The organism is Nocardia cyriacigeorgica (assembly GCF_010858045.1).
GTDB lineage: Bacteria > Actinomycetota > Actinomycetes > Mycobacteriales > Mycobacteriaceae > Nocardia > Nocardia cyriacigeorgica_E.
Genome location: NZ_JAAGVC010000001.1, coordinates 457,353 through 477,274, shown reverse-complemented (window position 1 = coordinate 477,274; position 19,922 = coordinate 457,353). Strand labels below are relative to the sequence as shown.

The following is a 19,922-nucleotide window of genomic DNA, read 5'->3' as shown; positions in this document are numbered from 1 at the left end:
GCGGGCCGGTGGCGCGGCCGGTGCCGCGCCACCGCTCACGACAGGACGTCCAGCCAGGCACCGAGCACCGGGTCGGCGGCGAGGGTGGCGAAATCGACCTGCTCATGCCCGGCGGCCCGCCACTTCTCCACCAGGGACATGATCCGCACCGAATCCAGTCCGGCGTCCAGCAGATTGGTGTCGATCGTCAGTTCGTCCGCCGGCACGCCGAGTGCGGCGGCGATATCGTCGACGATGAACCGCTGTCCGGCGGGGATGGTCTGTTCGTCGCTCATGGAGCTCATTCCTCTCGATCGAAATCGGCCACGCCGCGCTTCCAGTAGCCGGCGATCAGGTAGTCCTTCGGGTCGACGCCGAGTTCGGCGCGCACCCAGCGCCGCAAGGGGCGCAACACACCGGCCTCCGCGGCCAGCCACACGTACACCCGTTCGCCGGGCGGGACCGTCACCGTGCGGATGGCCTGCTCGAGCGCGTCACCGTGCCCGGGCGCGATATCGCCGCGATGCACCCAGCGCACCCGCACACCCTCAGGTGCGTCCAGCGCGATCTCCTGTTCCGGGCCGGTGACCTCGACGAACACCCACCCGGAGGCGGTGCGCGGCAACCATTCGAGCCACCGCGCGATCGCGGGCAGCGCGGTGATGTCACCGGCGAGCAGATACTTGTCGTAGGTGCGCGGGACGACGACGCCGCCGGGCGGGCCCGCGATGTGGATGCGGGTGCCCGGCGTCGCCGCCAGCGCCCAGTCCGAGGCCAGGCCGCCGGGATGCAGGGCGAAGTCGATGTCGAGTTCCAATGCTTCGCGGTCGTAGCGGCGCACCGTGTACTCCCGCGACACCGGGCGCGGTTTGCCCCATTCCAGCGACAATCCGTCGCGGCGTGGCAGCCGTAGCACCCCGTCCTCGCCGGGGAAGACCAGGCGCACATGCTCGTCCGGCACGTAGCTGTGGAATCCGGCCAGGTCGGCGCCACCGAAGGTGAGACGCAACAGGCCCGCCCCCACCGGTTCGCTGCGCAGTACCTCGACCGCACACAGCCCGATGGGGTAGCCGACCTTCTCGCCGTGGTCTCCCGCCAGCACCTCGGTGATCCGTTCGGCATAGGCGGCGCGATCCACCATTACTGCTCCTTCTTCTCGTACAACGGTCCGGACAGGGCAGCGGTCAGCGCGGTGAGCGCCAGCACCGCCGACCCGTAGATCACCAATGCCGCTGCGGGGGCGAACAATTGGCCGACGATGCCGGCCACCATCGACCCGATGGCCGTTCCGGTGACGGCCTGCACCATGAGCAACCCCGAGATCCGGCCGCGCAGCTCCTCCGGCGCGTGGTGCTGGAGCACGGTGTAGCGCAGCACCATGTTGACCGCCCTGGCCACACCGAATCCGGCCAATCCGAGAAACACCCCGGCGGCGTGCGGGGACAACCCGGCCGCGATGACACCGAGCGGCATGACCGCCATGGCGACGATCAGATCCCGGCCGGGATAGCGGCTGCGACCGATCCAGCCGCTGGTCAGCGATCCGATCACGGCGCCGGCGCCGGGCGCGGCATAGAGCAGGCCGAGGGTGGCCGGTCCGGCGTTCAGTTCGACATCGGCGAAGGCGGGCAACAGCACCAGCGGCCCGCTGACCAGCATGGCGATCAGCCCGGTCAGCAGGGCCGCGCGGATCACCCGGTGCTCGAGCGCGAATCGGATCCCGATCGCCAGCTCCCGCAATGGATGTTGCGCGACGCGCGCGGGTGGCGGCGCCGGGCCGATCGCACGAATCAGGCCGACGGTCGCGGCGGTCGCGCCCGCGGCGATGAAGAACGCCGGGGCGACACCGGTCCGCGCGATGAGTATGCCCGCGAACGCGGGGGTGATCATGGTGCCGAGATCGGAGGTGAGCGCGGTCAGCGCACCGGCGGCGGCGACCTTCTCTCGTCCGACGAGCACCGGCACCAGCGCCATCATGGCGGTGCCGCTGACACCGCCGGCCGCCCCGTCCAGGGCGGCGGCGGCGTAGATGACGGCCAGCTGCGGATCCGGCAGCAGCGCATTGGCGCCCAACGCGAGGAACCCCGCGCCCGCGGCGCTGCGCGACCACTGGATCACCGTGCGGCGATCGAATCGGTCGGCGATCACACCACCGGCCAGGCTGCCGGTGAACAGCGCGATCGCCGTCACGGTGGTGACTCCGGCGACGTGCAGCGTCGAACCGGACAGCTGATAGACCTGCACCGGCAGGGCCACCATCAGCAGTCCGATGCCGAGCACCGACACCAGCCGGGCGGCGAACGCGGCCCGGAAGGGCCTGCTCGACCGCAACGGCGAGATGTCGATCAGCAGTCCGGAGGCGGCTGTCACTTGAAGCGCTCCGCGATCAGGTCGAGGGTGTCCATGACACTGCGGTAATCGGGGCGCGCGCTCGAGGCGGGCAATTCGAAGACGTTGCCCGCCTTGAACGCGGGCAGCTGCGCGTACAGCGGATCCTCGGCCAGCTGGGTGGCGTTGCGGCCGCCGGCCAGCGACACCACGAACACCACCGGTGCGTCGACGACCGTGCTCAGCAGCTCGGGGCTGAAGTGGAACCAGTCCGCGGCCTCGGGCTTGGCCGGGTTGCCCGCCTTCTCCGCGACCTTGTCGTCGATGGTGAACCCGACCTCGGCCAGCAGCTGGGGCAGCGCCGCCGACGGCAGGAACAGCGTGGGCTCCTGGCTCTTCACCGACTGCACGAACGCGACCGCGCCCGCGGGCGCCTTGACCGACTCCTTCACCTTCGCCACCTTGTCCCGGTAGGCGGTGATCAGGCCGTCGACCTTGTCCGGGCGGCCGACCACGTCGGCGACCAACCGCAGCTGATCGGCCCAGTCGGTGGTGGTCGACGGCACCAGCACGGTCGGCGCGATGGCCGAGAGCTGATCGTAGGCATTGATCGACTGCTGGGCCGGGAAGCCCTGTCCGCCGCCGATGATCAGATCCGGCCGCTGGTTGGCGATGAACTCCAGATTGAGGTTGTCGCCGATCGGGAGTTCCACGGTGCCTTGGGCTTTCGCGTCCTCGGCCCAGGCGGCCGGGAACCCGCCGGTGCGGGTGTTGACGCCGAGCAACCGGGGATCGGCGGCCGCGACCGGTGCCTCGAGGTCGTAGAGGTAGCCGGCCAGCGCGCCGTTGAGGACGACGATGCGCTGCGGATCAGCGGGCACCTGGACGGGGCCGCGTTCGGTCTGCACCTCGCGGGTGCCCGCGGATTCGGTGGCCTCGGAGTCGGCGCCACAGCCCGCGACGAGGGCGGTCAGGGCGAGGATGAGCAGGGCGACGGCGGCTCGTAGCCGCGCGGTCGATCGGATGACGAACATGGATGGGTTGCTCTCTTCTTTCTCGTGGTGGGGAAGTTCAGTGGCGCAACGCCGGATCGGCGTCGAGCAGCGCGGCGACCTCGGCCCAGCCCTGCGGCGAGACGATGTCGACGTGGGAGTACGGGAGTCGGCGGACGGTGATCCGTGCGCCCGCCGCACGCCATCCGGCGAGCTGGGCGTCGGTGCGCCCGGAGTCGGTGCCGGGGTCGGCGGCGTAGAGGGCAATCGGTCCGCGGTATCGCGGTGTGGTCGAGGTGGGTACCAGGGCGAGCAGCGACTTCGCGGCGGCGCGGATGGCGGTGGCGAGTTCCGGTGCGTCCCCGGGCAGTTCGGGTAGCAACCGGTCGAGTTCGGCGGGGTCGGCGAGCGAGCGTGCCGCCTGATCGGAGAGACCGGCCAGCGGGTGGGAATCGATCAGGCCGGCGAACGCGACCCGCTCCCCCGCCGATTCCAGCGCCGCGGCGATGGCGTGCACGATATTGCCGCCGAGCGAGTAACCCAGTAGCCGGTACGGTCCGTGCGGCTGGATGCGACGCACCGTCCGCAGGTAGTGCGCGGCCAGGTCGTCGAGGCTCCGGGCGCCGATATCGTGGCCGCTCAGCGTCGGCGCTTGCAGCCCGATCAGCGGCCGGTCCGCGCGCAACAACCGGGCCAGCGGGCCGAACTGCCAGGCGGTGCCGCCGACCGGATGCACGCAGAACACCGGTTCGGCGGAGCCGGTGGGCCGCAGTTCCAGCACGTGATCGAGGCGGCGGCCGAACATGGCGAGAGCGTCGGCTGCGGAATCCGGTGGTGCCGTCGACGGCTCGGTCGGTCCGGCGAGTGCGATCATCGCGCCGGCGCGCGACGATGCGCCGATGTGCCCGAGCGGTGCCGCGGTTGCGGCGATCGCCGCTGCCAAGGCCCGAGCCGTCGGTGCCGCGAATACGTCGTCCAGGACTACCGGCACGCCGGCCCGTCGTAAACGTCCGGTCAGGCGCACGGCCGTCAGCGAATGTCCGCCTGCGGCGAAGAAGTCGTCGTCGAGCCGGAGGTCCGGCGCCGACAGCACCGCCGACATCGCGTCGAGCACCGTCCGCGCCAGATCCGGTGATCCCTGGCCGTTCTGGGCGGCCGGTGCGCGCTGGGAGGTCTGCTCGACAGGGAGTGGCACGACCTCGGCGATCGGCCCGGGAGTACTCGTCTGCTCCTCCGGGGCGGGCAGGGCCTTGCGATCGATCTTCTCGCTGGGTGTGCGCGGGATCTCCGCCAAGACGACCACGGCGGCGGGAACCATGGCGGCGGGCAGCGTCTTTCGCACCTGATCGAGCACCCGCGCGGTGTCGATCACCGCCCCGCCCTTGGCGATCAGATACCCCACCAGCCGTTGATCACCGGGCCGGTCCTCGCGCAGCAGCACCACGGCTTGGGCGACATCGTCGCAGGCCAGCAGCGCCGATTCGATCTCGCCGAGTTCGATACGTTGCCCGCGCAGCTTCACCTGGCTGTCGGCGCGACCCACGTAGTCGAGTTCGCCGCCGACCGTCCAGCGCACCAGATCGCCGGTGCGGTACATGCGCTCCCCGTCGCCGTCGGGGTCGGCGACGAACGCCGCGGCGGTCAGGTCCGGACGGGCGACATAGCCGCGCGCCAACTGGCTACCGGTGAGGTAGAGCTCGCCGACCACACCGACGGGCACCGGCCGCAACCGGTCGTCGAGCACCCGCACACCCGAACCTTCGGCGGGACGGCCGATCGGCACCGAGGTCGTGTCGGCGTCGGTGGTGTCGTGGAAGGTGATGCAGACGGCGGCCTCGGTGGGGCCGTACAGGTTGTGCACCCGTGTCCCGGTCGATGCCCGCATGCGCTGCGCGGTGGCCGGTGGCAGCGCCTCGCCGCCGGTCACCACGCACCGTAGGTCGGTGTAGCCGGACAGGTCGGCTTCTTCGGCGAGAACGGTGAGCATCGAGGTGGTCATCTGCAAGACCGTCACCCGCTCATCGCGCATCAGCTGCGCCTGGTAGTAGGGATCGCGGTGCCCGCCGGGGCGGGTGAGCACGATCTGCGCCCCGACCAGCAGCGGCAGGAACAGCTCGAGCAGCGAGGCGTCGAATGTCGGCGGTGTGCGGTACAGCACGGTGTCGTGCGCGCCGAAACCCTGATGGCGCCGCAGCCATGCGAAGGTGTTGACGATGGCGGCGTGGGAGACCGTCACGCCCTTGGGCACGCCGGTGGAGCCGGAGGTGAACAACAGGTAGGCGGAGTTGTCCGGGCGCAGGGGTGCGCGGCGGTCGTCATCGGTGACGGCCACCTCGCCGAACGCGCTGGTATCCAGCTCGTCGACCGCGACGGCCACCGCCCGGCCGGTCACGAAACCGGACTGCGAGGTGGTCAGCACCAGCGCGGGCTCGGCGGTCGCCAGGATCAGCTCCACCCGCCGGGCCGGTTGCTCGACGTCGATCGGCAGGTACACCCCGCCGGCCCGGCAGATCGCGTGCGCGGCGATGACCGAGTCCGGGTCGCGCGCCATGGCCACGGCAACGACGGTTTCGGGACCGATCCCGTAGGCGATCAGCCAGCGCGCCAGCCGATTCGCGCGCGCCTCGAAGTCGGCGTAGGTCAGGGTCGAGCCCTCGTAGGTGACGGCCGGAGCGTCCATGGCGACCCCCGGCACACGCCAGTCGGCGAGCGTGGTGCCGATGGTGTCGGCAGTCCGCTCCGCCGCACTGTGCGGGGTGCGGCCTGTCCGCCCGGGACTTTCGCTGACGGCAGCAGAGGGTGCCGGCCTGGCCGCGCTCAGCGGATCATCGACCAGGCCGGTGAGCACCGCACCCAATCGCTGAGCCAGACGCGCGGCCGCCGCCTCGGGCACGGCTGCCGGATCGTGGTGCAGCATCAGCCGGAACCGATCGCCGGGCAGCGCGGTGACCGTCACCGGGTAATGGGTCAGGCTGTGCACCGCGACATCGGCCACGCGCAGGTGGTGCGAATCGGGTTGCCGCAGACCGGTCTTGGGGAAGTTCTCGAACACCACCAGCGTGTCGAACAGCCGGTCGCGGCCGACGGCGCGCTCGACCGTGGCGAGCCCGAGATAGCCCACCTCACGCAGTTCCAGTGCGCTGCGCTGGAATTCGGGCAGCTGCTCGAGCAGCGGGCGGTCGGTGGCGATGCGCATGCGCGCGGGCACCGTATTGCTGAACAGGCCGACCGTGGTTTCCACGCCGGCCAGTTCCGCCGGGCGCCCGGAGACGACGGTGCCGAACACGACGTCGCGGTGACCGAGGTATTCGGCCAGCACCCCCGCCCAGGCACCCTGCACCAGGGTGTTCATGGTGACGCCGCGTGCGCGGCCGAGCGATTCCAGTGCCTCGGCGGCAGCATCCGACAGCGGCACGGACAGCCCGACCGCCCGTGCGCGCGAGCCGGAAGCTCGCTGTGCTGCCGGCTGCCGACCGGCTACGAACACATCGCCCAGCAGCGAGGGACGTTCGAGGCCGGCCAGGTATGCGCGCCAACGGTCCAGCGTCGCATCGACATCGCGCTCGGCCAGCCAGGCGAGGTAATCGCCGTAGTATCCGGCGCGCGCGAGCTCGTCGCCGTGGTACAGCGCGAGCGTCTCCCGCAGCATGATGGGGATCGACCAGCCATCGGCCAGCAGGTGATGGGCGGTGAGGATCAGCCGCGAGGCGGTATCGGTGAGCCGGAGCACGAGGATACGCAGCAGCGGCGGCGCACCGATGTCGAAGGGTGTCGAGCCCGCATCGCGTTCGAGTTCGCCTGCGACGCGGTCACGGTCTGCCTGTGCCCGCAGATCCTCCACCCGCCAGTCCAGCCGGGGCGACCTCGGCACCACCTGCACCGGCCGGTCGAACTCGTAGCAGAAGGCCGCGCCGAGGTTCGGGTGCCGGTGCAGCATGGCGCGTACCGCGACGGCCAGCTGGGCCGGGTCCAATGGACCGGCGAGGTCGAAGCGCGCGGTCATGGTGTAGACGTCGTCGGCGCCGTCGCGCAGGGCGTGGTACAGCAGCCCTTCCTGCAACGGCGACAATGGCAGCAGATCGGCGATCGGACCGTAGCGCGCCGTCAGCTCGTCGATTTCCGGTGGCGGCAGCTCGACCAATGTCCGGCGCGCCGGTGCACGCTCGGGTGCCCCCGCGACGACGACCTGCTCGGCGTCGCGAGCCAACTCGCCGAATGCTCTGCGGCTCAACAGGTCCTGCGGTGCGAGCACGAGCCCGCGCTCCCGCAATCGGGTGCTCACGGTGATGGCGGTGATGCTGTCGCCACCCACACCGAAGAAGTCGTCGTCCACGCTCACCCGGTCATGCCCCAGCGCCGCCGAGACCACGTCGCAGAGCGCCTGCTCGGCCTCGGTCGACGGTGCCCGGCCCACCGATTCGGACACCGGATCGGGTAGCGCGGTCCGATCGAGTTTGCCGTTCACCGTCGTCGGGAGTTCGCCGAGCACGACGATGCGCGCGGGCACCATATGGTCGGGCACCAGGTCGGCGAGGCTGTTGCGTAACTGTGTGGTGTCAATCGCCGTGCTATCGGATGCGGCGACGATGTAGCCGATGAGCGACGCGTGTTCGCCGACGGTCCGGATATCGGCGGCCGCCGCGCGCACCTGCGGCAGTGTGTTCAGCGCCGCGGCTACCTCACCGAGCTCGACCCGGTGCCCGCGAATCTTGACCTGGGCGTCGACCCGGCCCGCGTATTCGTATCCGCGGCCGGGCACCCACCGCGCCCGGTCGCCGGTGCGATACATGCGTGCCCCCGGCGGGCCGTACGGGTCGGCGACGAACCGGTGCGCGGTGGTCGGCGCCTGGTCGCGGTAGCCGCGGGCCAACTGCGGGCCGGCCAGGTACAGTTCGCCGACCCGGTTGTCGGGCACCAGCTGTAAACCGTTGTCCAGCAGATAAGCCCGGATACTCGGCAGCGGAACACCGATATGCGGGTCCGGCCCACGCAGCGGGGTGGCGATGGCGTCGACCGCCGCCTCGGTCGGTCCGTAGAGGTTGATCGCCGGAATATTCGCCCGTCCCAGCTCCCGCCACAGCCGCGGTGGGCAGGCATCGCCACCGAGCGCGATGAGTTGCGGCCCAGTGTCGGTGAGCCCGTGCTCGAGCAGCGCGGCGATGAGCGTAGGAGTGCCGTCGACGATGCGGATGCCGTCTCGACGGAAGGCCCGCACCAATGCGGCCGGGTCACGCCGGATCACGCTGTCGTACACGTGCACACAGTGCCCATCGAGCAGCCACAGCAGCGGGTCGAGGGAGGCGTCGAAGGCGAACGAGGTGGTGTGCGCGACCCGAAGACGCTCAGCCGTCGGGACAGCGAACATCTCGCCACGGTGCGCGGCCAGCAGGTGCGCCAGCGCACCGTGCTCCACCAGCACACCTTTGGGACGGCCGGTGGAGCCGGAGGTGTAGATCAAGTACGCACCGTGATCTGGTCGGGGCGCGGCGCTGGTGTGGGGCGTCGGGTCGATGGCGTCGAGTTCGGCCCGCACCACGGCGTCATCGAGCGCCACGGTGTGCTCGCCCAGCGCGCGGGCCGTCTCACCGGACGCGAGCACCAGCACCGGCGCCGCGTCCTCGACCGTGGCCCGCAGCCGGCTCATCGGATGCTCGGGATCGAGCGGGAGATACACCCCGCCCGCGCGCCAGATCGCGAAGATCGTCACCACGAACTGCGCCGTGCGCGGCAGCGCGACGCCGACCACCGCGTCCGCACCCACACCCCGCTCGCGCAGGTACTGCGCGAGCCGGTTCACCGCCGAGACGAATTCCGCTGCCGTCCATTCCTTTCCATCGGCGGCGAGCACGCGGCAGTCCGGTTCTCGCGCAACCAGCCGATCCAGCGCCTCCAGCACTGTTTCGACACGTGACGGCAAGGGCGGGCCCGACCGTGCCGCGAGCAACTCCTCCCGGGTGGCGCGATCGACCATGGGCAGCGCACCGACCGGAGGTTTATCGCTGCCGATGAAGGCCTCGATCACCCGCACCAGTCCGTCCACCCGGCCGCGCACCGTGTGCGGGTCATTGGTCCGCGCATCGGATTCGAACCCGAGCAGTACGCTGCCGTCGGGCAGCGGGGTCACCGTCAGCCCGAGATCCTCCGGCGGTCCGCCTGCCACATTGCGCAGCACGCCCCGTGCGCCGTCGAAGTCGAGCGCGAAGTCGAAGACCTTGAGGTTGATGCCGACACCGTGCAGCAGCTCACCCGCACCGAAGCCATGGAAATCCCTGGCCAGGTCGTCGCCGCTGTAGCGCTGGTGGGCGCGTACGGCACGCAGTGTGTCGGCGACGCGCGGCCCCAGCTCGCCCAACCGGTCGCCGGAATTCACCCGCACCCGCAACGGCAGAACATTGACCGCCATCGCCGGGGTGGTGAGCGCGGCGCGACCGACTCGGCCCATCAGCAGCATCGAGACCACCACATCGGAGGTGCCCAGCTGCCGGTGCAGGAAGGCCGCATAGCAAGCCACCAGCGCGTCCGCCCAGGTGATGCCATGACTTTCGGCGCATTCGCGCAGCGTGGCGAGCGTCCGCGCGGACAGCACCGCCTCCGCGCGCAGCGTGCGCTCGACCGCACCACCGACATGCCTGCCGCGCCCGTCCAGATCCGGCCACGGGGTGAGCTGATCACGCCAGAACAGCCGATCCCTCTCGAAGGCGTCGCTGTCGCGGTAGGCGCGCTCCTCCGCGACCAGATCGGCGATGGTGCCGAATGTCGCTTTCGGCACGTCCTTTCCACGTCGCAGCGCGGTGTAATGAGCCGCTACGCGCCGCGAGAGCAGCGCCGCGCTGTACCCGTCGACGATCAGGTGATGATAGAGCTGCACACACCAGACCTGGCAGTCGGTGACCCGGATCAGGGTGTAGATGTAGAGCTGCCGGTCCACCATGCCGCGACAATGCTCGGCGGCCCGGTGACGTTCCAGTGCGACGGCTTCATGCGCGAGCCCGAGCGGGTCGGCCACCGCGCGCAGGTCGATGGTCGGGCGCAACTCGGCGACCGCATCGGTGACGAATTGCCGTGGCCCCTCCGGAGTTTCCCGAAACCGCAACCGCATGTTCTCGGCCTCGGCGACGGTGCGGCGCAGCGATTCGGCCAGCAGTTCCACATCGATCGGCGATTCTCCGGCGATCTCGAGGACCTCCCCGACCAGATAGCGCCCGGACTCGGGATCGAAACGCTGGGCGTTCCAGATTCCCCGCTGCGGCCCGGTCAGCGGCAGCAATGCCGCTCCGTCCTCGCCATTCACCGGCAACTCCCTTCACCCTCAACGCTTTTCGGCGCCGAACACCGCATCGGCACGACGACCATCAGGCAGTTTGCTTAGGTTAGCCTATCTTTACTTCCAAGTGGGGCCTACGTTCTTCGGCGATGTCAGCGCACCGTGACCGCGTTCTCTGCCAGCGGAATGACCAGGGGCGCTCCAGTTTCGGGATCCTCGATCACCCGGCAGCCGAGATCGAACACCGCGCGCACCAATTCGGCCGTGACGATCTCCCCCGGCGGGCCCGCGGCGCGGATCTGGCCGTCCCGCATGGCGATCAGATGATCGGCATAGCGGAACGCGTGATTGAGGTCGTGCAGGACCGCGACCACGGTCCGCCCGGATTCCCGGTTCAACGTCCGGCACAGCTCGAGCAGCTGGATCTGGTGTGCGATATCGAGATAGGTGGTGGGCTCGTCGAGCAGAATCACCGCAGTGTCCTGGGCCAGCACCATCGCGATCCAGACCCGCTGGCGCTGGCCACCGGAGAGTTCGTCCACCGAGCGCGCGGACAACTCGGTGACACCGGTGGCCGCCATCGCGGTGGCGACCGCCTCGGCGTCGGCCTGCGACCACTGCCGCAGCAGCGACTGATGCGGATAGCGACCGCGGGCCACCAGGTCGGCGACCCGGATGCCGTCGGGCGCGGTGGAGGACTGCGGCAGCAGCCCGATGTGCCGTGCCACCTCCTTGGCCGGATAACTGCCGATGGCTTTGCCGTCCAACAGCACCGTGCCCGACTCCGGCGTCAGCAAACGCGCCAGGGCCCGCAGCAGGGTGGACTTGCCGCAGGCGTTCGGGCCGATGATCACGGTGAACGACCCGTCGGGGATATCGGCGGACAGGTTCTCGCTGATCGTGCGGCCGCGGTAGCCCAGCCGCAGCCGGTCCGCGCGCAGCCGAGCCGGATTCGCCCCAGGCGCCAGGTCTGATGTGTCCTTCATCGTCGCTTTCCTAGTCCCTTCTCGCCTCGGCGACCAGCACATACGCCAGATAGAGCCCGCCGATGGAGACGGTGACCACGCCCACCGGCAAAGTGGTCGGCGCGAACAGCCGCTGCGCCAGCCAGTCCGAGGTGATCAGCAGCAGCGCACCCATCGCGGCGGCCGGAAGCAGCGCGGTGCACGGGGTGCGGGCCAGCCTGCGCGCCAGTTGCGGCGCGGCCAGCGCGATGAACGCGATGGGCCCGGTGACGGCCGTGGCCACCGCGGTCAGCGCCACGCTGAGAAAGATCAGCAGCAGCCTGGTCCGGCGTACCGGGATGCCGAAGGAACTGGCCAGGTCGTCGCCGAGCTCGAGCATGCGCAAGCGCGCGGCGAGCGGGATCACGGCCAGGCTCAGCACCGTCAGCAGCACGATCGCGGGCATGACCTGCGCCCAGGTGAGCCCGCTCAGCGAACCCATCCCCCAGGCCGCCGCGCCCATCGCCGACAGCACATCGGCACGCAGGATCAACCAGGCATTGACCGAGGCCAGCATGGCGCTCACGCCGATGCCGACCAGGATCAACCGGAATCCACTGACGTTGTGCCGCAACGCCAGCAGCTGGATCGCCACCGCCGCGGCCAGCCCACCCACCAGCGCACCGGCCGCGGTCGCGAACTCACCGCCGCCGGATACCAGCATGACGATCAGCGCGCCGGTGTAGGCGCCGGTACCGAAGCCGACGATATCGGGGCTGCCCAGCGGATTCCTGGTCACCGATTGCAGGATCGCACCGCTCACCCCGAGCGCGGCGCCGAGCACCAGTGCCAGCAGCACCCGGGGAAATCGCCACTCCCAGACCACGAGCCGGTCGAAGCGCTGATCGCCGACGATGATCGCGCGCAGCACCCGGTCCGGCGGAATCGGCGCGTCACCGCTGCCGAGCGCCAGTACCGCGACCAGCAGCGCCACCGCCACCAGCGCGACGCAGACGACCACGGTTCGGACCCCGACCAGAGCGGTGATCCCGGCGACCCTGGTGCGGACCTGCACCGTCGCGCGACCGAAGTCCACCCGCGCGCTCATGCGGCGGTCTCCCTGGCTCGCCGGGCCAGCCAGATCAGCGCCGGCGCGCCGAGGAACGCCGCCACCAGTCCCGCGGGAACCTCATCCGGCCACAGCACGATCCGGCCGAGCACATCGGCGCCGACCAGCAGCATCGGCGCGAGCACCATCGAGTACGCGACGATCCAGCGCTGATCGGGTCCGACGATCCAGCGCGCCACATGCGGCACCGCGAGGCCGACGAACGTGATCGGGCCGACGGCCGCGGTGGCCGTGCCGCACAGCAGGGTCAGCGCCAGCACGGTCAGCAGGCGGGTGCGCCCGACCCGGACGCCGAGCGCGCGGGCCAGGTCGTCACCGAGCGCGACCGCGTTCAGCGACCTGGCCGCCACCACCGCGGCGATCAGGCCGATCAGGATGAACGGCGCAGCGCCTGCGATCACGTCGAAGCCGCGTCCGGTGAGCGAACCCGCGTCCCACTCCCGCATCTGATCGAAAGCGTTCGCGTTCAACAGGATCAGACCCTTGGTGATCCCCGACAGCACCGCGGTGACCGCGACACCCGCCAGGGTGAGCCGCACCGGATCGGCGCCCTGCCTGCCCGCGGTGCCCAAGCGATACACCACCAGCGAGACCAGGGCCGCACCGGCGAATCCGAACCAGACATAGGCCGTGATCTCCTCGACCCCGAGGAACGCCACCGCCATGGCGATGGCGAAGGCCGCGCCCGCGTTGATCCCGAGCAGGCCCGGATCGGCCAGCGGATTGCGCGTCAGCCCCTGCATCAGGCATCCGGCGACGCCGAGCGCGAGACCGGCGAGCAGTCCGAGCAGCGTGCGCGGCAGCCGGTAGTCGGTGACGATCAGCGCGTCGGGCGAACTCGGCGCGCCCCACAGTGCCGCCCAGACATCCGGCACCGGAATGGCTTTGGCGCCGATGAGCAGGCTGAGCAGGCAGACGGCGATCAGCGCGCACACCGCGAGCAGCCAGGCCGGCCACCGCCAGGAGCGCACCGATCGCGTACCGGCCGGAAGATGGCTCATCGGCCATCTCCGCGTTCGGCACCGCGCTCCGGTGCGGCTAGAGCACTGTCCATCGGGGTGTCGTTCTCCCATGATTTCGGCAGGTCGGAGGGTATTTAGGTAGAGTAACTACAGGTCGATGAAGGTTAGCCTAACCTATGCATGTCGGGTTTGTCCGATCTTCGTTCGGCTCCCGATTCGAGCAACCGACCCCCTGGACCGCGACCCCCACGGCCGTGCCATACGCACCCATCGCCGCGCGGCGGACTCGATCCACCATGACACAGAATCGCTTTGCGGGGAAGTCGCTGAAAACCGGCTCCGACGCCGAAAAGCCCTATGAGCGGCGCCGATTCACCGCCGGATCGACTTCGACGAGCGGCCAGCACCACAATTCGGAAGCGCAGGCGGCAACCGGCCGACCTTCTATCGTTAGCGAACTTTGCTGCACAGCACGAGGATTCACGCGCAGAGTGTGACTCTTCCCTCTTTTGTACGGCGTATGGCGCCTACCGGTGTTCCCAGGCGTGATAGGCCTTCCCCCTGTCCGATACGAGTCCCGCTCGCGGTCGCCGAGAGTTTCCTACGAGCGTGTTCGACTCACCCCCTGCTGATGAGGAATCCCCAACGATGCGAAAAATCCTTGCTGCCTCCGCGCTGGCCACGGCCGCTCTCGGTCTCGCGAGCGGCACGGCCACCGCGGACACTTTCGTGCCGCTGCCCGACGGCGAGAAGGCCGGGCCGGACGTCACGATCAAGCGGGTCGCAGAGAGCGCGCTGATCTCGCCGTCGATGGCGGCCAACGGCGCGGGCCGGGTGGCCTGGGTGAGCGGCACCGTGATCGCCGACGTCGCGGCCACCCCGAAGGGCGACCCGAAGCCCTTCGTCGGCGGCAGCGGCGCCCCTGGCACCAACAACTCCTCGACCCACGGCGCCTCCAGGATCAACACCGGCTACATCGTCGGCTGCCAGGTCAGCATCGCCGACAACGCCATCTCCGCGGGCGTGTCCGGTGGCATCACCACCACCGGGGTGAACGCCAGCGGCACCATCGGAGTGAAGATCGGGCCCGGCGAAGTGAAGTTCGTCGGCGTCGAGGGCTTCGACATCGTCGAGAAGGGCACCTACCACGTCAGCTACAAGGACGTCGAACTCCAGATCCAGGGCTGTGGCGGTTACGCGCAGGCGCGCGCCTACACCGTCGTCGAGATCATCGGCACGAACTACTCCAAGACCACCCTGTACGGCCAGCCGTTCAGCATCGGCTGATCGCCCCGACCCGTTCTCGCGCAACCGTTCACAGCCCTGAAAGGCACCCCATCATGACCAGCCTGAAGAAGGCCGCCGCCCGCCTGGCCGGTGCCGCGGCGACCGCCACCCTTGCCCTCGGCCTGTTCTCCACCGGCGCCGCCCACGCCGACACCTTCATCCCGCTGCCCGGCGGTGAGATCACCCAGACCCTGCCCGACGGCACCGCCGTCACCATCCGGCTCACGAACGAATCGGTCAACATCAGTCCGTCGATGGGCTCGACTCCGCTGCACCGCAACGTCTGGGCATCCGGTCGGGCCGAGGTGCAGATCCACGGCTCGCACCAGTACTCCAAGATCTACCCCGGCTACGTGGTCGGCTGCCAGGTCGACATCAGCGGCGGCACCGGAACCGGCGGCGCCAACGGAGCCACCACCTGGGAAGGCAAGGGCAGCGGCGGCGTCACCTCCGGTGCCAACCTCACCCTCGGACCCGGACAGGCCGAAACCTTCTGGCTGCTCGACCTGGAAGGTCCCGACGCCTACGGCGAGAAGAGCTACCTGCGCGGCTACAGCTTCAAGGAGCAGCAGGCCTCGGTCACCTGGGCCGATTCCACCCTCGGCCTCGACGGCTGTGCCGGCTACGCTCAGGCCCGCGCCTTCGTCGGCGTCGAAGTCACCACCAAGACCGGGCGTTCCGAACTGCGCCTGTGGGGCCAGCCCTTCAGCCTCGGCTGATCGCGCGAGCGCACCGCGAACTCGGCCCGCCGGCCGAGTCCGCGGCGACCCGCAAGATGCGCACCACTTCTGTTCAAGGGCCGTGCTGGGTCTGATCGAGACACTTGGCTGAGCCAGGGACCGGGCTCGCCGGTCTGTCACGCGATGACCAAGGAGTGTGAGTGGTGTCCGCAGAGGCCAACAAGGCAATCATCCGAAGGGTTTTCGACGAATTCGTCAACCAGGGCGATTTCTCGGTGGTGGACGAGATCTATCGCGAGGACATGATCGACCATCAGCCGTTGCCGGGAGCACCGGAGGGGCTGGCGGGCGTCAAGTACACCATCGCCGGATTGCGCGGCGGATTCCCGGACCTGAAGGTGACGATCGAGGACATGAGCGCCCACGCCGACCATGTCGTCATCCACAACACCTGGCGCGGTACGCATTCGGGTGAATTCCTCGGACTGGCGCCGACCGGCAAGCAGATCAGCGCCAAAGGGGTTGTGGTGTGGCGGCTGCAGGACGGACTGATCGCCGAGCGCTGGGGCATCGGGGTCGACACCAGCATCCTCGCCCAGCTCGGTGTCGGGAAGATGGGTCCGCGCAGCCGCGCCAGGGTGCGCTCCGTCGACGTGCCGTTGGTTCGCACCCTGCCGATCCTGCCCGGCCGGCTCGACCAGTGGCGGCAGGCGCACAAGGAGCTCAACGAGCAGCACGGCGAGCAGTACCGCGCCGCGCGGCGAGCGGCGGAGATTTCGCGGGAACTGGCCTGGTGTCGGTCCGGCCCGGACGGCGATGTGGCCATCTACCACATGGAGTCACCCGACCCGGCGCGGTCGCTGCGCGCGCTCGCGAATTCGACCGCCCCGGTCGACACCTGGCTGCGCACCACGTTGACCGAGGTGCACGGTCGCGATCCGTGGATCGAAACCTCCGTGGCCGCAGCGGAACTGGCGCACGGCTGGCAACGCTGATCCGGTCACGGAAACGGAGCCCATGGCTCGGCCATGGGCTCCGGGCTCGACCCGCTCTGCTGGCGGCTACTTGCGTGCCACCCCGAGATACAGCGCCGACGTGTCGGAGGTCAGCTTGGCCTTGAGGCTTCCGTCCTTGTTCTGCCCACGGATGGCAATGCCCTTGGGGGCGCCGATCGGGGTGAACCCGGTCGCCCGCAGGTAGTTGTCCATCTCCTCCGGGGTGATGAAATCCGCCCAATCGTGGGCACCCTTTGGCACGATGCCGAGTACCCGCTCCGGAAGCCAGATCATCATCACCCGCGACCGCATCGTCCGGTTGATGGTGTCGTAGAAGAAGATTCCACCCGGCTTCAGCACTCGATGGATCTCGCGCACCGAATCCGCCGGGCTCTTGACATGCTCGAGCACGTCGACGCAGGTCACCACGTCGAAGGTGGCGTCGTCGAACGGCAGTGCCTCGGCCGCCCCCACCTTGTACTCGATCTCCTTGCCCGTCTCCGCGGCGTGCCTGGTGGCCGCTTCCACCAGCTTCGGTGAGACGTCGACACCGGAGACCTTCGCGCCGCGTCCGTGCAGGAATTCGGTGGTGTAGCCGCCGCCGCAGCCGACATCGAGAATGCGCACACCCTCCCACCCCGAGGACAGGTACCGATCGAAGTAGGCGAACCGTAGTGGGTTGAACGATTTCAGCGGGTTCATCATCGAATCGTTGTCCCACCAGCTGTTCGCCCAGGCGGAGAAGAAGTGGTTGTCCTGCTGGACGCTGTCGGTCATGTCAGCTCCTGTCGGTTCGTTCGATTGGATCGGTCGATGTCGGCGCGATAGCGGGTGGCGTACGCGACTTGCTCCTGCTCGGCCGCGCGGAAGGCGAAACGATCCCAGGACGCCTTCATGAACCGCTCTCTGAGCCAGATGGCGGCGGGGTTCTCCCATGCGCCCATCCGCCCGATCCGCCACGCCATCCGCTGCATCCGTGCCGTGCGTGGAATGCGTTCGCGCTCATAGGAACGCAGGGCGGCGATCGGGTCGGTGGTGCCGTCGAGATGCTCGGCCAGGATCAGCGCGTCCTCGATCGCCTGGCACGCACCCTGTCCGATATTGAAGGTGATCGGATGCGCCGCGTCGCCGAGCAGGCTGACCCGGCCCCGGCCCCAGCGGCGGATGGGTGCCCGGTCGATGACGTCGTGGCGCAGCACCTGTTCGGCCGGCGTCGCGGTGAGCAGCTGGGCGACGGGTTCGGGCCATCCGCGGTGGCGGTCGGCGAGCATGTCGATCACATCGCCGCGGTCGACGCCGTGCGGCGCACCGTTCGCCACGCTCATCCAGTAGGTCCGGCCCGGCGCGACGTCGTAGTAGGTGAATCGGGTACCAGGACCGAACAATGCGCAGAACGTGCCTGGCGCCACGACCTCGGGGCCGACGCTCGCCTCACCGCGCCAGGCGATGTAGCCGGTGTAGCGCGGCGGACGATCGCCGACGAGGGTTCGCCGCACCGCGGAGTGCACGCCGTCGGCGCCGATGAGCAGTTCGCCGCGTTCGCTGCCGCCGTCGGCGAAGCGCACCGTCACGCCGTCGCCGTCCTGCTGGAATCCGGTCACCTCGGCACCGGTGCGGATCTCGGTATCGGTCAAGGCACGCAACAGGATCCGATGTAGCTCCGAGCGCCCGATCGCCACCGTTGGCCTGCCGTACTTGGCGGCGAATTCGCCCACCGGCCAGGAGCCGATGCGCTCGCCGCGCGCGGTGCGGAACTCGCAGACGGTCTGCACGGGCGCGATCCGCAGCACCTCCTCGGCGACGCCGAGCGCATCCAGTGCCAGCATGCCGTTGCTCCAGATATGCAGTCCCGCACCGCCGTCGCGCAGGTGTCGCGCGCTTTCGAAGACCACCGCGTCGATGCCTCGGCGCCGCAAGGCGAGCGCGGCGGACAACCCGCCGATCCCGCCGCCTGCGATCATGACCCGCCGAACCGCTGTGCTCATGCGAAACTCCCTGTCCCCGCGTCGGCCGGTAACGTCCGGTTCCACCCTGGCGGCAGGTGCACGAGGAAACCTCGAGCGCAGCATGATCCGAACTGGCGCAACGGGACTCGATGGTGCACTGCGGTCCAGGCCGAGGAAAGGTCGGCACAAGACACTGGTGGCCGATCACCGCTACCCATCGGAGGACAACGTGAACCACCTCAGTTACGCACTGGCCACCATGGCGATCCTCGGTTGCGCCGTCACCTACGGCACCGACACCTTCGCCGCCGTCGTCTGGCGCACCTCGCTGCGGCACCTCGACGAGCGGGCACTGACCCATCTGGTCGGCTGGGTCCACTACTACGGCGATCGGCGTCTGCCGGTGCCCGGCGGACTCGGCATGGGCCTGGCCGTACTGAGTGTCATCGCCAGCGCGCTGGCCGGACGGACCGAGGCCGCCATCGCCGGCGGTGTGGCCGTGCTGGCGCTGGCGGCGTGGATGGGCATCTACCTGACCATCGCCAAGCCGGTCAACGAAAAGTTCAGCGCCGCCGCGCGGGCCGAGCAGACGCTGCCCGACGCGCGCGAGCTACAGGCCCGCTGGGACAGCGTGATCAACCTGCGGGTGGCGATCCAGCTCGTCGCGCTCACCGGCCTCTGCGCGCAACTGTTCCTGCCATGAGAAACGGCCGGTCGGCACCTGGGTGCCGACCGGCCGTCGCGGCGTTCGTGCGGTTCAATCCCGCTTGCGGATCAGCGAGAGCCCGTCGCCGATGGTGAGCACGACCACGTCGACGCGGTCGTCGCGGCGCACATGGTCGTTGAATTCCCTGATGGCGGTGGTGGATTCGTCGAACGGCGGCTGCACCACGGTGCCGAACCACAGCACGTTGTCCACCAGCATCGCACCGCCGGGGCGCAGCCGCGGCAGCAGTTCCTCGTAGTAGTCGAGATAACCGGTCTTGTCGGCGTCGACGAACGCCAGATCGATCGAGATGCCTGGGTCGAGGGCGCGAATGGTGTCGATGGCCGGACCCATACGCAGGTCCACCCGGTCGGCCACGCCGGCCTCCCGCCAGGCCGCCGTCGCGATCGGCGCCCAGGCCGGATTCACCTCGCAGGTGATCAATCGGCCGCCGGGAGCCAATCCCCTGGCGATCGACAGGGCCGAATAGCCGGTGAAGGTGCCGATCTCGATCGCGGTATGCACACCCATCAGCCGGGTCAGCACCGTCAGGAAGGCGCCCTGATCCGGTCCGACCTGCATGATGGCCGGGCCGCCGAGCCGGGCCGTCTCGGCGACCAGCTCGTGCTGGACGGTGTCGTACAGATTGGTGTGCTCGGTGACGTAGGACAGCAGATCCTCGGTCATCCGGAGTGTCTTCATCGCAGCCT

Annotated in this window: 15 protein-coding genes; 4 read left to right on the top strand and 11 right to left on the bottom strand. The window is 69.5% G+C overall.

Going from position 1 to position 19,922, the window contains the following annotated elements:
• Nucleotides 1-35 precede the first annotated feature (35 nt).
• The 8 genes from GV790_RS02240 to GV790_RS02205 all read right to left on the bottom strand — a co-directional run bounded on the left by GV790_RS02240 (nucleotide 36) and on the right by GV790_RS02205 (nucleotide 13,637).
• Entirely contained in the window at nucleotides 36-275 is a 240-nt protein-coding gene (locus tag GV790_RS02240; RefSeq protein WP_163809854.1) for a phosphopantetheine-binding protein, read from the bottom strand.
• A 5-nt stretch (nucleotides 276-280) separates the two neighbouring features.
• On the bottom strand, nucleotides 281-1,120 hold the full coding sequence (locus GV790_RS02235) for a siderophore-interacting protein (protein ID WP_163809852.1): 840 nt from the start codon (nucleotides 1,118-1,120) through the stop codon (nucleotides 281-283).
• Nucleotides 1,120-2,349 (bottom strand): enterobactin transporter EntS, encoded by a 1,230-nt coding sequence (gene entS / locus GV790_RS02230; RefSeq protein ID WP_163809849.1) that lies wholly within the window; start codon nucleotides 2,347-2,349, stop codon nucleotides 1,120-1,122. Before entS ends, GV790_RS02235 begins: the two co-directional genes overlap by 1 nt.
• Complete coding sequence (locus tag GV790_RS02225; RefSeq protein WP_163809847.1) at nucleotides 2,346-3,341, bottom strand: ABC transporter substrate-binding protein; 996 nt, start codon at nucleotides 3,339-3,341, stop codon at nucleotides 2,346-2,348. Before GV790_RS02225 ends, entS begins: the two co-directional genes overlap by 4 nt.
• A 37-nt stretch (nucleotides 3,342-3,378) precedes the next feature.
• The gene (locus tag GV790_RS02220; protein WP_163809845.1) at nucleotides 3,379-10,590 is read right to left on the bottom strand and encodes an amino acid adenylation domain-containing protein; all 7,212 of its coding nucleotides are present in this window, start codon (nucleotides 10,588-10,590) and stop codon (nucleotides 3,379-3,381) included.
• A 125-nt stretch (nucleotides 10,591-10,715) separates the two neighbouring features.
• Nucleotides 10,716-11,549 carry an ABC transporter ATP-binding protein gene (locus tag GV790_RS02215; RefSeq protein WP_163809843.1) on the bottom strand — a complete coding sequence of 278 codons (834 nt, stop codon included), beginning with the start codon at nucleotides 11,547-11,549 and terminating at the stop codon, nucleotides 10,716-10,718.
• A gap of 10 nt (nucleotides 11,550-11,559) precedes the next feature.
• Entirely contained in the window at nucleotides 11,560-12,615 is a 1,056-nt protein-coding gene (locus tag GV790_RS02210) for a FecCD family ABC transporter permease (protein ID WP_163809841.1), read from the bottom strand.
• Complete coding sequence (locus GV790_RS02205) at nucleotides 12,612-13,637, bottom strand: iron chelate uptake ABC transporter family permease subunit (protein ID WP_163809839.1); 1,026 nt, start codon at nucleotides 13,635-13,637, stop codon at nucleotides 12,612-12,614. The genes GV790_RS02210 and GV790_RS02205 overlap by 4 nt, the downstream gene beginning before the upstream one ends.
• A 609-nt stretch (nucleotides 13,638-14,246) precedes the next feature.
• On the opposite strand from GV790_RS02205, the gene GV790_RS02200 reads away from it, so the two are divergent.
• The 3 genes from GV790_RS02200 (at nucleotide 14,247) to GV790_RS02190 (ending at nucleotide 16,560) form a co-directional block, all read left to right on the top strand.
• Complete coding sequence (locus tag GV790_RS02200) at nucleotides 14,247-14,885, top strand: MspA family porin (protein WP_163809837.1); 639 nt, start codon at nucleotides 14,247-14,249, stop codon at nucleotides 14,883-14,885.
• 53 nt (nucleotides 14,886-14,938) lie between these two features.
• Nucleotides 14,939-15,604 carry an MspA family porin gene (locus tag GV790_RS02195; RefSeq protein ID WP_163809835.1) on the top strand — a complete coding sequence of 222 codons (666 nt, stop codon included), beginning with the start codon at nucleotides 14,939-14,941 and terminating at the stop codon, nucleotides 15,602-15,604.
• Nucleotides 15,605-15,765: 161 nt separating this feature from the next.
• Nucleotides 15,766-16,560, top strand: coding sequence for an ester cyclase (locus GV790_RS02190; RefSeq protein ID WP_163809833.1), 795 nt, complete (start codon nucleotides 15,766-15,768; stop codon nucleotides 16,558-16,560).
• A gap of 66 nt (nucleotides 16,561-16,626) precedes the next feature.
• Here GV790_RS02190 and ubiG read toward each other — a convergent pair whose 3' ends face one another.
• Nucleotides 16,627-17,337, bottom strand: coding sequence for a bifunctional 2-polyprenyl-6-hydroxyphenol methylase/3-demethylubiquinol 3-O-methyltransferase UbiG (gene ubiG, locus GV790_RS02185; RefSeq protein ID WP_163809831.1), 711 nt, complete (start codon nucleotides 17,335-17,337; stop codon nucleotides 16,627-16,629).
• Entirely contained in the window at nucleotides 17,334-18,545 is a 1,212-nt protein-coding gene (locus GV790_RS02180) for an FAD-dependent monooxygenase (RefSeq protein ID WP_163809829.1), read from the bottom strand. The genes ubiG and GV790_RS02180 overlap by 4 nt, the downstream gene beginning before the upstream one ends.
• Nucleotides 18,546-18,735: 190 nt before the next feature.
• Here GV790_RS02180 and GV790_RS02175 point away from each other — a divergent pair, with 190 nt between their 5' ends.
• Complete coding sequence (locus GV790_RS02175) at nucleotides 18,736-19,209, top strand: DUF1772 domain-containing protein (RefSeq protein ID WP_280213497.1); 474 nt, start codon at nucleotides 18,736-18,738, stop codon at nucleotides 19,207-19,209.
• A 54-nt stretch (nucleotides 19,210-19,263) separates the two neighbouring features.
• Here GV790_RS02175 and GV790_RS02170 read toward each other — a convergent pair whose 3' ends face one another.
• Nucleotides 19,264-19,899, bottom strand: coding sequence for an O-methyltransferase (locus GV790_RS02170; protein ID WP_218586361.1), 636 nt, complete (start codon nucleotides 19,897-19,899; stop codon nucleotides 19,264-19,266).
• Nucleotides 19,900-19,922 lie beyond the last annotated feature (23 nt).

Coding starts and splice junctions, on each gene's coding strand:
- GV790_RS02240 (WP_163809854.1), bottom strand. CDS start 275: ATGAGCGACGAACAGACCATCCCCGCCGGACAGCGGTTCATCGTCGAC.
- GV790_RS02235 (WP_163809852.1), bottom strand. CDS start 1,120: ATGGTGGATCGCGCCGCCTATGCCGAACGGATCACCGAGGTGCTGGCG.
- GV790_RS02225 (WP_163809847.1), bottom strand. CDS start 3,341: ATGTTCGTCATCCGATCGACCGCGCGGCTACGAGCCGCCGTCGCCCTG.
- GV790_RS02215 (WP_163809843.1), bottom strand. CDS start 11,549: ATGAAGGACACATCAGACCTGGCGCCTGGGGCGAATCCGGCTCGGCTG.
- GV790_RS02210 (WP_163809841.1), bottom strand. CDS start 12,615: ATGAGCGCGCGGGTGGACTTCGGTCGCGCGACGGTGCAGGTCCGCACC.
- GV790_RS02205 (WP_163809839.1), bottom strand. CDS start 13,637: ATGAGCCATCTTCCGGCCGGTACGCGATCGGTGCGCTCCTGGCGGTGG.
- GV790_RS02200 (WP_163809837.1), top strand. CDS start 14,247: ATGCGAAAAATCCTTGCTGCCTCCGCGCTGGCCACGGCCGCTCTCGGT.
- GV790_RS02195 (WP_163809835.1), top strand. CDS start 14,939: ATGACCAGCCTGAAGAAGGCCGCCGCCCGCCTGGCCGGTGCCGCGGCG.
- ubiG (WP_163809831.1), bottom strand. CDS start 17,337: ATGACCGACAGCGTCCAGCAGGACAACCACTTCTTCTCCGCCTGGGCG.
- GV790_RS02180 (WP_163809829.1), bottom strand. CDS start 18,545: ATGAGCACAGCGGTTCGGCGGGTCATGATCGCAGGCGGCGGGATCGGC.
- GV790_RS02170 (WP_218586361.1), bottom strand. CDS start 19,899: ATGACCGAGGATCTGCTGTCCTACGTCACCGAGCACACCAATCTGTAC.